Genomic DNA, 12121 nt, shown 5'->3' with positions numbered 1-12121 from the left:
CGGGAATTGCCTTGAGTCTACAACCGGCAAGCCCCTTCCTGGCATCTGCTGGCATGCACGTTATAGTTGATGCAAGCGAAGCAACCGGAGGGCAGCATGCGACAGATCCTCAGCAAGGAACCCTGGTGGGCGAAGCCGCCTGAACCCGGTCAGGACGAGCTCAAGCTGGATTGGGGCTGGCTGGTGCATTACAGCGAAGGCGAGCCGCGTTTCGAGTTCGTCCGCGAGCGACCGACCGATGACGAAATCCGCAACCGCAAGAGTTGCCGGATCACCCCGGCGGCGGAGTGATCCGGCGATTCGGTTCAAGCCTTCACGATCATTTCAAAACCGCCGAAAATCATCCGTTGACCATCGAATGGCATGGGATTGACGTCGGGTTGTATCCGCGGATCGGTCATCAGTTTCGCCATCCCGGCGTCACGGGTCGGCTTGTCCGGCCAGACGATCCAGGAAAACACCACGGTTTCGTCTTCCTTGAGCTTTACCGCCATCGGGAACGAGGTCAGCTTGCCGTCAGGGACGTCGTCGCCCCAGCACTCGGCAAGGCTCAGCGCGCCGTTCTCCATGAAAATGGCCGCGGCCATCTCGGCGTGCTTCTTGAATTTTTCGCGGTTGGCGGTGGGTACGGCAGCGACAAAACCATCGACATAAGACATGGGTGTTCTCCTTGGGTCATGGGTTGATCTGCTGGTTAGTCGACTGCGTGGGGCTCCAATCGACAGATCCCGTACCTGACCCGACCGACGGTTCGGCGCTCTGCGCCAGGCTCCCTTCTATTTGCGAGGCCATGTACAACGTGCCTGCCATCACGCCGGTGGTCGGGTTCTGCAGCAGCTTCGTCCAGGCCTTGTCGAACGTGTTGCCCAGGCTGCTGCGGATCAACGCTTCACTGTCCGGCCGGTCGTTGGCCTGGATGATCGCCCGAACACCCGCGACACCGACGGAGATCAACGCACCGGCCAGTTTGCCTGCAGCCGCCGCAACCGCGCTGGCCGCCCCGCGCGGGGCCATCTCGGCTTCAATTCGTTGACTGGCGCGCTTGGCCACCGGCGCCATGGCGGTGTCGGTCGAGCCTACGCCCTTGTCGCCACCGGCCTTGTGCACCTTGTCGACCAGCGCGGCGTACGCCGGCAGCGCGGTCAGCTGCTCGGTGTGTACCACCTGGTACAGCGAGGCGTCCCTGGCGGGTGGCGGCCCGAGGGCAATCGCCGGAATTTTCTGGATGCGGCCATTGAGCTGGGCCATGGGCACGCCATGGCGTTGGGAAATTTTCTGCAATTCTTCCTTGAGGATGTCCAGGTAGAACGCCGCGGCCAGGGTGAGGATCGCATCCGGATCAACCTCCAGCGCCGCCGGGGCCAGTACTTTTTCCTGGTACTTCTCCAGCAAATACGCTGCCAGGCGTTTTTCCGAGGCATTTTGCTCGTCTTTGGAACTGCTGATGGCGTACCAACTGACCTTCACCGACAGCCATTCCTGGGTCCAGTAACTGCTGAACCAGGGGATGAAGTTTTCTTCGGTCAGCTGGTAAACCCGCGTGCGCCAGTAATCCATGGCACCGCGCGCATAGATTTTTGCCTGTTCGGTGGCCGATTGCGAGGCATCGACAATTTCCCGGTCCACTTGTTGCCAGGTACTCGGAGAAACCATGATCTGCGGCACTTCCACCGGAACAGGCGGGGCCGTGACGCATCCCGCCAACACCACCAGCACGGCGACGATCAGCGAACGCAGCTTCAAGATTGCGCTTTCCTGAAATGTGCACCGAGCGGCATGTCCGGCGCTTTAAGGCCCCTGGTTTGAGTATAGGTCGCGGCGGTTACTCGCCCGGAACCGACCATCACTCCCATCGATATTCACCATCGCCACGAATGCCTTCCGCCCACCAGCCGACAGCGTAGGATCAACTTCAACCCAACACCCAAACCCTGTAGCGGAGGGTCGAACCATGCTGATCCATCTCCTGACCTGCCTGGCCCTGACGGCCTTCACGTTGAGCGTATTCGGCTGGTTCGTCCTTTCCGAGGAGCACGCGTCATGATCACCAACGTCACCCTGGCCGTGAGCTTCCCGGTGTTCGGCAACAACTACTACTCGCAGCAATTCGAGTCTCGTAAAGTATTGACCCTGATGTTCGACGAAAAATTCGAGGCGCTGCTGATTCCGGCAGCCGGTCATCACTTCAGCAACGAAGTGGTCGGGCTCAACGATCAGTTCCGCTTTCTCAATGATGTGCTGGCCGAGCATTTGCTGGCGACTGAGTTCGCCGCCAGTGCCCGTCACAATCACTTCTGAGCAAGTGCTTATTGCGCACAAACTTCCCTCAGGCATTCGCGCAACCATCGATGCACTGGATCGGCATCCAGCCGTGGATGCCAAAGCATCGCCACGGTAATTTCCGGCAGCGACAGCGGCAGTGCAAAGCTGTGCATGCCTGAGCGCAGGTTGGCGGTATGGCGCTCGGGCACACTGGCAATCAGATCGCAGGATCGGGCAAGCGCCAGCGCCGTCGAGAAACCGGCGACCATGGTCGCGATGTGCCGCTGCAGACCGAGCGACTCCAGGGCTTCATCGATCGGCCCCTTCTCCACTCCCCGCCGTGACACGCTGATATGACTGTGCGCGGCGAAAAGTGCGGGCGACATCTCACCCTCGCACAACGGATGCCCCGCGCGCACCACGCCGATGAAACGGTCGCGGAACAACCCTTGGGTACGCAGTTCCGGGCCCGCGGCCTGACCCACCACGCCGGTTTCCAGATCGACCGTGCCGTCGCGCAGGGCAGTGCTGTCCTTGTCGGCCTTGTGCATGAAGCGCAGGCGGATGCCTGGTGCCTGGTCGGCGATGCGGGCGATCAGCGCGGCGCCGAAGTTTTCGACAAAACCTTCGCTGGTGCGCAAGGTGAATGTGCGCGACACGTGCATGAGATCGGGTCGCTCGGCTGGGCGCAGCACCGCTTGCGCCTCCTGCACCAACTGACCGACCCGCTCACGCAACTCCAGCGCGCGTGGTGTAGGCACCAGGCCGCGACCGGCCCTGACCAGCAGCGGATCGCCGGTGGTTTCACGCAAGCGCGCCAACGCCCTGCTCATCGCCGATGGGCTCAAACGCAAGCGTTTGGCGGCGCGGGCGACACTACCTTCTGCCAGCAAGGCATCGAGGGTGATCAGCAGGTTGAAATCGGGTGTGGACATGCATGGCCTCAGGGTCGGCTGATATGGCGTCATGTGCACGTATCAAGTGCAATCCATGCGCCTTCCGCCATATTATGTCCCGGCGTAGATTTCTGATAGCTCCAATCGGGAGTGGCCAGGAAAAGAGGGACAACATGAATGACAGTTCTGCGATCGCGGCAGTCGCTCAACGGACGTCGTCGGTGAAAGGGGCGCTGGCCAGCCTGTCGCTGGCGATGTTGTTGTCATCGCTGGGCACCAGCATCGCCAACGTCGGCTTGCCATCCCTGACCCAGGCGTTCAGCGCGTCCTTTCAACAGGTGCAGTGGGTCGTCATCGCCTACCTGCTGGCCATTACCACCTTGATCGTCAGTGTCGGTCGACTCGGTGACCTTGTCGGCCGGCGCCGGTTGCTGCTGTGGGGCATTGCCCTGTTTACATTGGCGTCGGCCTTGTGCGGCCTGGCGCCCAATCTGGGCCTGTTGATCGCTGCCCGGGCACTGCAAGGCCTGGGCGCGGCGGTCATGATGACGCTGACCATCGCGTTTGTCGGCGAGACGGTGGCCAAGGGCAAGACCGGTGGCGCCATGGGCCTGTTGGGAACCATGTCGGCCATCGGTACCGCGATGGGCCCGGCGCTCGGGGGTGTGCTGATCGGCGAATTCGGCTGGCGCTCGATGTTCCTCGTCTGCGTGCCCCTGGGTCTGTCGACATGGCTGCTCGCGCAACGCTACTTGCCCGAGGATCGCCCCGCGACAACCGGGCGTACGAGTTTCGATTCGCTGGGCACGCTGTTACGGACCCTGTTTCGCGATACGCGACTCAGTGGCAGCCTCGCCATGAGCCTGCTGGTGACGAGCGTGATGATGACCACGCTGCTGGTCGGGCCGTTCTACCTCTCGCAGACCCTGGGGTTGACGGCTGTGGAGATCGGCCTGGTGTTGTCGGTCGGGCCGCTGGTCGCCGCGCTGACCGGTGTGCCCGCCGGGCGCGTCGTCGACCGTTGCGGTGCACCTGGCATGACTCTCGCCGGGCTTGTGGGCATGGCGCTTGGCTGCTTGATGTTGTCGATCGTGCCCGAGTCGTTCGGCGTCGGCGGCTACCTCGCGCCCATGATCGTCGTCACCCTGGGCTACGCGGTATTCCAGACCGCCAACAACACCGCCGTCATGCTCGACGTGCCGGCCGACCAACGTGGTGTGGTGTCCGGCCTGCTCAACCTGTCGCGCAATCTGGGCCTGGTCACCGGGGCTTCGGCGTTGGGCGCCGTTTTCGCCCTGGCCTCAAAGGCGGCCGACATCGGCACCGCGCACCCGCAGGCCATTGCCAGCGCTATGCGCACCACCTTTGTGGTGGCGTTGGGGCTGATCGTCGTCGCCTGCCTGATCGCGTGGCGCAGGCAGGCTGACGCGCGGTAGAAGCGTTTACTGCTCCAGTTTCACCAGCGGCGTGTCTTTCTTGACGATGTAGGTCGCCAGTTCCGACGCCTTGCCCTGGCCGACGTTCTTGGCCACATGGGCGGTGCCGGCCGGGATGTACAGGGAGTCGCCGGCCTTGAGCGTAACGGGCGGTTGCCCTTCGAGTTGGTATTCGAAGGTGCCGTCGATGACATAGGCCACTTCTACCCCGGGGTGCGAATGTTTCGGCGACACCACGCCCGGATCGAAATCAACGCGCACCTGGATGACTTCGCGCCCGGCGACATCCAGGTCACGGCGTACCAGGTCCGTGCGCTTGAGACCGGCCTGCCAGTTTTTTGCCGGGGGCTGGCCCGCCTCCTGGGCTTGGGCAAGGCCGGTGAAAGCAGTCAGGGTCGCAGTGACAAGGGCAACGCCGAGCAGGCCTGCCGCGTAGCGGGTGGGGGTTCGGGACATGGTGATTCTCCAGTGTGCGCAAGGTAAAGCCGTTAGGCGGCGGTTGCATTACGCGCTCGCCGTGTAACCCCTTCGTGTCCTGTCACCCCGGTTTTTGTATGCGACTGTAGCTTTGTGAATGGCGGATACGTTGCGATACGCAGTCATCCCGATTTCCTTGCGGATGATCGGGATGAATGTGTCGATCTGCCCCTTTACTCAGAAGCATCAATCCAGATCGTCTTGATCTCGGTGTACTGATCGTGCGCCCAGATGGACTTGTCGCGCCCGCCAAACCCGGACTCCTTGTACCCGCCAAACGGTGTCGAGGCATCGCCTTCACCGAAGCAGTTGACCGTGACGATGCCGGCGCGGATTTCACGCGACAGCTTGATGGCGTGGCGCAGGTTGTCGGTGTAGACCGAGGCCGCCAGGCCATACACCGAGTCATTAGCCAGGGTGATGGCTTCGTCGAGGGTGGTGAAGGTCGTGACGGCGAGCACCGGGCCGAAGATCTCCTCCTGGAACAGCTTGCTATCGGTGCCCACGCCATCGACCACGGTAGGCTCGACGAAGATGTCGCCCTGGGTGTTGCCGCCGAACACCACCCGCAGTTTCTCGAGGCCAGCCTGCTCGAGGTAGGAGCGGACTTTCTCGTAATGCGCCCGGCTGACCATGGCGCCCAGGCGGTTTTCCGGGTCCAGGGGGCTGCCCATTTTCCATTCCAGCATCTGCACGCCGATGCGCTTGAGCAGTTCGTCCTTGATGTCGGCATGCACGATCAGGCGCGAGGAGGCGGAGCAGTTTTCGCCCATGTTCCAGAACGCGCCGTTGACCACGTGGCTGGCGACCGAGTCGAGGTCTGCCACGTCCTTCATGACCACGGCCGGGTTCTTGCCGCCGCACTCCAGCACGATGCGCTTGAGGTTGGAATCCGCCGCATAGTTGAGGAAGCGCCGCCCAGTCGCCGTGGAACCGGTGAAGCTGACCATCGACACGTCCATGTGCCGGCCCAGCGGCTCCCCGACTTCACCGCCACCGCCGGACAGCACGTTGAACACACCGGCCGGTACACCGGCTTCGAACGCCAGCTCGGCGACCCGCAACGCGGTCAGGGTGGTTTCCTTGGCCGGCTTGACGATGATCGAGCAACCGGCGGCCAGGGACGGGCCGATCTTCCAGGCCAGCATCAGCAGCGGGAAGTTCCACGGCAGCACCAGGCCGACCACACCGATGGCTTCACGCACCACCAGGGTCAAGGCGCCGTTGCCGACCGGTGCCGTGTTGTCGTAGATCTTGTCGATCAGCTCGGCATGCCAACGCAGGGTGTGAATGGTTTCCGGCACATCCGTGAGTTGGCATTCGCGCACCGGCTTGCCGCTGTCCAGGCTTTCCAGCACCGCCAGCTCGTGGGCGTTCTGCTCCACCAGGTCGGCAAAGCGCAACAGCACTTTCTTGCGCTCGCCGGGGCTCAGCTTGTGCCAGCGACCGTCTTCAAAGGCCGCCTTGGCCTTGGCCACGGCGAAGTCAACGTCCTGGGCATTGCAGGCGGTGATCTCGGCCAGCACTTCATCGGTCGCCGGATTGGTCGTGGTGAAGGTGTTGCCCGACAACGAGATGTAGGCCTCGCCATTGACGAAGGAGCGGGTCGGGAACTTCAATTCCCGGGCAATGGCGGCGTATTCAGCCGCGCTGAGAAGGCCAGTCATTTTGCGCTCCCGGTCACCTGGGCGACCTCACGTTTCAGCGTGGTGATGATCTCCTGCAGGGCCTGTTTTTCGTGCTCGTACATCGGCTGCAGCGGCGAACGCACACTGCCGGTGCGCAGGCCGTTCAACTCGCAACCCACCTTGATCGACTGGACAAACTTGCCGCTTTCCAGGAAGTCCATCAGGGGCATGAAGGCACTCATGATCTTGCGGCCTTTATCGAAGTCCTTTTCCACCACGCAGGCTTCATACAAGGCCACGTGCTCGCGCGGGATGAAGTTCGAGCCGGCACACACCCAGCTGCGCGCGCCCCAAGCGAAGAACTCCAGGGCCTGGTCATCCCAGCCGCAGGACAGGCTGATGTTCGGGTAGTCCCGCGCCAGGCGGTGCACCTGGGCCATGTCGCCGGAGCTTTCCTTGATGGCGACGATGTTCTTGCTCTCGGCCACCGCGGCGAAATACTCCGGGCCCATGCTCACGCCCATGCGCGCCGGGTAGTTGTAGAGCATGATCGGCAGGTCGGCGGCACGGTCGACGGTCAACGCGTGGATGGCGTTTTCTTTTTCGGTCGGCAGCGCGTACGGCGGCGAACCCACCAGGATGGCATCGGCCTTGATGGCGCGGGCGGCCTTGGCGTATTCGACCGAGTCTTCGGTGCGGATGGCGCCGGTGCCGATCACCAGGGGCAAGCGTGTGCCGATGACGTCCTTGGCCTGGGTCGCCAGCTCGATGCGCTCCTGCGAGGTATGGGCGTAGTACTCACCGGTGGAGCCACCGATGATGATGCCGTGCACCTTGGACTCGATCAGGTACTCGAGCACTTCGGCGAATGCCGCTTTGTCGATGTCACCGCTGGCGGTCAGGGGCGTGATTGCCGGGGTGTAGATGCCTTCGAATTTCATGATTTGCTCTCCAACTGTCAGGGATGTTTTCAACTCAGCGGCTAACGAAAACCCAAAATCCGGGTGAACGAAAACCGTCTCGACCAGAAACAATCAGCCTCCATGGACGCGCCAATAGAACTAAAAACTTCCAATCAATGGTTTTAATTACTGGGTTATCTATAAGTTGTTACTTGATCAGCTTTCCCTTCCTGCCCGGCATTGACCCCACAGCAAGTTCATATTGACGCCCGCTGAAAGGATCGGCTCAGGCGGGTTTCTGTTCGGCCCCGGGGAGGACAGGAGAAAGTCCGTGAGATGACTCTTTTTGCCCGCCAGCCAGTCGGCCAGCAATGTGCCCGTCACCGTTCCCCGGGTAACACCCAGCCCGTTGCAACACAGGGCGCCATAGACGTTGTTTGCCAGCTGGCCGAAGTGCGCCATGTGATTTCTGGACAACGCCAGCGAACCGCCCCAGGTGTATTCGAAATTGACCTCGGGGAGCATCGGGAAGCGGCGTTCGAAAGACTCTATGTGCCGTCGTTTGAACCGCTGCAGGTACTTCTGATGACTGCGGCCATCGGCATTGAAACTGAAGCTGTTGCGCACCAGCAGGCGATTGTCGGTTGTGCGGCGCAAGGTCGTGCCAAAAGGATCAGCGGGAATCACGCCCCAATAAGGCAAGCCACCCAATCGCGCCTGCTCTTGCTCCGTCAGCGGTCGGGTCAGGCTCGCGTAAGTGAAAATCGGCAGCATGCGCCCCTTCAAAAAGCCGAAGCTCATGGCGAACGCGTTGTTGGTCAGGAGCAGTTTGTCCGCAACGATACGACCGGCGCTGTGGGTCAGAATGGTTTTATCGCCGTACTCGACGCCGGTAATCGGGGTGTTTTCGTAAAGCGTGACGTTGGCGGGCAAGCTGTCGGCCAGGCCCTTGACCAGTGCCGCGGGCTGGATCAGGGCCGTGCCCGGGGTAAACAGGGCCTTGCGATAGAAGTGCGTGCCGATGTGGTTCGGCAAGTCCTGTTCTTCGATCACCTGGTATTCCTGGCCCAGCTTGTCCAGGCCACGACGGTAGGCATCCAGCACCGCTATGCCTCTGTTCTCGATGGCGGCCTGATACTTTCCGCACAGGCGAAACTGACAGTCGATGCGGTGTTTTTCAACGAGATCTTTCAAAATGGATTGACCCATCAGGTTCAATTCCATGCTGATTTTGGCGGTCTTGATATCACCGATATAGTCGTCAGCGCCGATATCGTGTGGCAGGTCAATGGCGAAGCCGGCGTTTCTTCCGGAGGCGCCATAACCCACTTCCTGGGCCTCGATCAGCACGATCTCGTCATCAGGAAAATTCAGCGCCAGCTGACGCGCCGCCGCAAGTCCGGTGAAACCAGCACCCACCACGACCCAGCGGGCCGAGCGGTTGCCAGAGTGGGACGCACGGGCCACCCTGGGCTGGCTAAGGTGAAACCAGCCGCAAGTAGAATCATCTGCCGGTGTGTATCTGATCTTTGCCATTGTCGAAACCCGGGTTTTTTATAGTGCTATAAGCCGCCCGTCTGCATCGATCAAATCACTTCATGTGAAGTGCTTATGCAAGTAGAACCGGCGGCCTATCAAAAATTAATGGCGACTTCCAACCCTTCCGGTGCGGCGTATTCGGACATCCGGCGGCGCGACAGTTCAAGGTGCGCCCGCACGATATCGCCCGCCTGGGCCGGATCATGGTTTTCAATAGCGGCGATCATTTCGTCATGCTGCTGGGTCGCCAACTTCAGGTCTTCCTGCATATCGACGGTCGTTGGGTGGCGATAAAAGATCTTCCCCAGGCGTGCATGGTCGATCAACAAACGCTGCAGGCTCGGCATCAAATAAGCGTTATGCGCCATCTTGCCGATCTGCAAATGGAATTCATCGTTGTACAGCACGCGTTTCTCGACATCCTTTTCCTCGATGGCTTCGCGGAAACATTCCTGGATGCGCTTGAGCTCGGCAATCTCCGATGGCCTCGCGTGCGTGGCGGCCAGTTGGGTGGTCGCGATGTAGATCAAGGGGGCCGCCAGGAAAAAGCTGCGCAGCGATTGATAGTTCATCGACGACACCCGGGCGGCCCGGTTCGCTTCAAGGTCGATATAGCCTTCAGCAGCCATCTGGCGCATCAGCTCGCGCACCGGGGGACGGGAAAGTCCGAATTCGTCACACAAGGCCAGCTCGTCAACGACGGCACCGGGCGCCAGCTCCATGCTCAGGATACGGCGCCGCAGCGTCTCTCCCAGTACGGCCTTACGGTCAACAGGCAGTTCGGAGGAAGCTTGGGATTCGAGATCTTTCGTTGCCATGATGGAAACCTTACGGGTAAGTGAGCGTTGTCTACTACCTGTATTATCACTATAAAACAGCATTATTCTTTGTGTCTACAATTAATATACTAACTTTGAGGGCCGGCTATTTCACCAGCCTGACTTCCTTGGAGGGCCGATAACCAAAATACGAGCTGTAGCACTTGCTGAAGTGGCTCGGCGAAACGAAGCCACAGGCCACGAGCACCTCGACCTGGGACAACTCCGTGTGCTGGAGCAGCCGTCGTGCCTCGGTAATGCGCAATTCCATGTAATAACGCTGTGGCGTGGTACCCAGTTGCTCCCTGAACAAACGCTCGAGTTGTCGGCGCGATCGCCCGGCGTAAACCGCCAGTTGCTCCAACTCCAGGGGCTCTTCCAGGTTGGCGTCCATCAGCTTCACCACCTCACGCAACGGCGCACTCACGCAGATGTTTTCCGCCGGTTTTATCCGTCGGTAGCGAGATTCCTCAAACGCGAGGATGTCCTCGATGCCCTCGACCAGCGCTTTGTCATGCAGGCCCTTGATCCAGTCCAGCGCCATGTGGAAGGCCCCCGACGGGCTGGACGCGGTGAGCCGGTCCCGATCGATCACGTAGGGCTCGCTACTGACCTGCGTCGCCTTGCAGAACTCCGCCAGCGCCGGGCGATGTTCGGGGTGCACGGCGCAGCGATAACCCTCGAGCAAACCCGCGCGCCCCAGGAACCAGGCGCCATTCCACAAGCCGGCCAGGCTGACGCCCAGCTCGGCGGCTTTTGCGAGCAGGCCGGTCAGCTCCTCCGACGCCTTCAGTTCCGTGCGGTAGCCACCGCAGATCACCAGCAGGTCCAGCTCCTTGATCGCTGCGCAATCGATCTGGCTATCTGGCCGGATGACCAGGCCCAGGTCGCTGACCACCTCACCGTCGCTCATGCCGAACGTGCGGGTGGTGAACAGCTGGGGTCGCAGAAGATTGGCCGTGACCAGCGTATCCAGCACTTGCGTGAATGCCGGGAGCGAAAAGTGCTCGAGCAGCAGGAAGCCTGCTCGCACCGTTCGCGCCATGGCGTTGGGGTTGTCATTGAGATAGCGAAGATTTTTCCCCTTCATGCCTCCGCTAAATTGGCGTCGTTCGATCACGGGTCGATCTACCCTGTTACGTTCGAGAACACATCAAGCCAACTGAAAGCCATGGCGCAGGGGGTCGCGGTCGTCGACAAAAATGGTGTTGTGCCCGGTGATCTGCGCCCAGCCACCGATGCTCGGCCGGATACCCTCGTAGGCTCCGACCTTGACCGCCGCTTCGACCTTCCCTTCAAAGATCGTCCCGATCAGGCTTTCGTTGCGGTACGTCTCCCCCACCTTCAACCGACCCTTGCCGAACAACTGCGCCATTCGCGCAGAAGTACCGGTGCCACCGGGAGACCGGTCAATGGCCTTGTCGCCGTAGAACACTGCGCCGCGACCATCGGCCGCCAGCGTGTGTCCGTCGTCGCACCAGATGACATGGTGAACGCCGCTGATCCTGCTGTTCTCGGGATGCACCGGGTCACTGACTTCAGCCAGGGCCGCGCGCAATTTCTGGCTCAGGCCAACGATCTCGGCGCTGGTCAAGCCTTGCAGGCCAGCCCAGTTTTCCTGCGGCTCGACCACCGCGTAGAAATTGCCGCCGTAAGCGATGTCCACGACCAGCTCACCGACACCGGGCACCTCTACCACCACATCGGCGCTGTGCAGGTAACTGGCGACGTTGAACAGGCGAATCGAGTCAACGTATTCGCCGCTCATGGTGTAGGCCACGTCGACTCGCCCGGCAGGCGTCTCGATGGCCAGCGTGCCAGGTTCGCGCGGTGTGACCAGGCCTTCCTCGATCACCACGGTGGACATGCCGATGGTGCCGGCGCCACACATGGGCAGGCAGCCACTGACTTCGATGAACAATGCGCCAAAATCGCAGTCATCCCGCGTGGAGGGATAGATGATCGCCCCCGACATCACGTCATGGCCCCGGGGCTCGAACATCAACGCGGTGCGAATCCAGTCATGATCACGCACGAAGATGTCTCGGCGTTCCGCCATCGAAACGGAGGGCAACAGCGGCCCGCCGCCTGTCACTACCCGCACCGGGTTCCCGCACGCATGGGAGTCCACACAAAAAAAGCTACGTCTCATTCTGAAAATCC

13 protein-coding genes are annotated in these 12121 nt (G+C 61.2%); 3 read left to right on the top strand and 10 right to left on the bottom strand.

What is annotated here, in order from left to right; genetic code table 11:
- The first annotated feature begins 96 nt into the window (after nucleotides 1–96).
- Complete coding sequence (locus tag OH720_RS13210) at nucleotides 97–291, top strand: hypothetical protein (RefSeq protein ID WP_272605971.1); 195 nt, start codon at nucleotides 97–99, stop codon at nucleotides 289–291.
- 14 nt (nucleotides 292–305) lie between these two features.
- On the opposite strand, the gene OH720_RS13205 is transcribed toward OH720_RS13210, so the two are convergent.
- Nucleotides 306–659 carry a DUF1428 domain-containing protein gene (locus OH720_RS13205; RefSeq protein ID WP_272605970.1) on the bottom strand — a complete coding sequence of 118 codons (354 nt, stop codon included), beginning with the start codon at nucleotides 657–659 and terminating at the stop codon, nucleotides 306–308.
- A 16-nt stretch (nucleotides 660–675) separates the two neighbouring features.
- Nucleotides 676–1743: a hypothetical protein gene (locus OH720_RS13200; protein ID WP_272605969.1), complete on the bottom strand. Its 1068-nt coding sequence runs from the start codon at nucleotides 1741–1743 to the stop codon at nucleotides 676–678.
- Nucleotides 1744–2040: 297 nt separating this feature from the next.
- On the opposite strand from OH720_RS13200, the gene OH720_RS13195 reads away from it, so the two are divergent.
- The gene (locus tag OH720_RS13195) at nucleotides 2041–2298 is read left to right on the top strand and encodes a hypothetical protein (protein WP_272605968.1); all 258 of its coding nucleotides are present in this window, start codon (nucleotides 2041–2043) and stop codon (nucleotides 2296–2298) included.
- Nucleotides 2299–2306: 8 nt separating this feature from the next.
- Here the strand turns inward: OH720_RS13195 and OH720_RS13190 are convergent, their stop codons facing one another.
- The gene (locus OH720_RS13190) at nucleotides 2307–3197 is read right to left on the bottom strand and encodes a LysR family transcriptional regulator (RefSeq protein WP_272605967.1); all 891 of its coding nucleotides are present in this window, start codon (nucleotides 3195–3197) and stop codon (nucleotides 2307–2309) included.
- A 134-nt stretch (nucleotides 3198–3331) separates the two neighbouring features.
- Between OH720_RS13190 and OH720_RS13185 the strand changes: the two genes are divergently transcribed.
- Nucleotides 3332–4594 carry an MFS transporter gene (locus OH720_RS13185; RefSeq protein ID WP_272605966.1) on the top strand — a complete coding sequence of 421 codons (1263 nt, stop codon included), beginning with the start codon at nucleotides 3332–3334 and terminating at the stop codon, nucleotides 4592–4594.
- 6 nt (nucleotides 4595–4600) lie between these two features.
- Here the strand turns inward: OH720_RS13185 and OH720_RS13180 are convergent, their stop codons facing one another.
- From OH720_RS13180 to OH720_RS13150, 7 genes are all read right to left on the bottom strand, one after another.
- The gene (locus OH720_RS13180) at nucleotides 4601–5050 is read right to left on the bottom strand and encodes a cupin domain-containing protein (protein WP_272605965.1); all 450 of its coding nucleotides are present in this window, start codon (nucleotides 5048–5050) and stop codon (nucleotides 4601–4603) included.
- 194 nt (nucleotides 5051–5244) lie between these two features.
- Nucleotides 5245–6738, bottom strand: coding sequence for an aldehyde dehydrogenase (locus OH720_RS13175; RefSeq protein WP_272605964.1), 1494 nt, complete (start codon nucleotides 6736–6738; stop codon nucleotides 5245–5247).
- Complete coding sequence (locus tag OH720_RS13170; protein ID WP_272602760.1) at nucleotides 6735–7640, bottom strand: dihydrodipicolinate synthase family protein; 906 nt, start codon at nucleotides 7638–7640, stop codon at nucleotides 6735–6737. Before OH720_RS13170 ends, OH720_RS13175 begins: the two co-directional genes overlap by 4 nt.
- 177 nt (nucleotides 7641–7817) lie before the next feature.
- Complete coding sequence (locus tag OH720_RS13165; protein WP_272605963.1) at nucleotides 7818–9137, bottom strand: NAD(P)/FAD-dependent oxidoreductase; 1320 nt, start codon at nucleotides 9135–9137, stop codon at nucleotides 7818–7820.
- A 98-nt stretch (nucleotides 9138–9235) separates the two neighbouring features.
- Entirely contained in the window at nucleotides 9236–9958 is a 723-nt protein-coding gene (locus tag OH720_RS13160) for a GntR family transcriptional regulator (RefSeq protein ID WP_272605962.1), read from the bottom strand.
- Between the two features lie 106 nt (nucleotides 9959–10064).
- Nucleotides 10065–11048, bottom strand: a complete 984-nt coding sequence (locus OH720_RS13155; RefSeq protein ID WP_272605961.1) for a GlxA family transcriptional regulator — start codon at nucleotides 11046–11048, stop codon at nucleotides 10065–10067.
- A 63-nt stretch (nucleotides 11049–11111) separates the two neighbouring features.
- Nucleotides 11112–12110, bottom strand: coding sequence for a 4-hydroxyproline epimerase (locus tag OH720_RS13150; RefSeq protein WP_272605960.1), 999 nt, complete (start codon nucleotides 12108–12110; stop codon nucleotides 11112–11114).
- Nucleotides 12111–12121: the final 11 nt, after the last annotated feature.

The sequence above is a fragment of the Pseudomonas sp. WJP1 genome (assembly GCF_028471945.1).
Lineage (GTDB): Bacteria > Pseudomonadota > Gammaproteobacteria > Pseudomonadales > Pseudomonadaceae > Aquipseudomonas.
The sequence above is the reverse complement of the archived record's forward strand: the minus strand, read 5'-3'. Positions and strand labels throughout refer to the sequence as shown.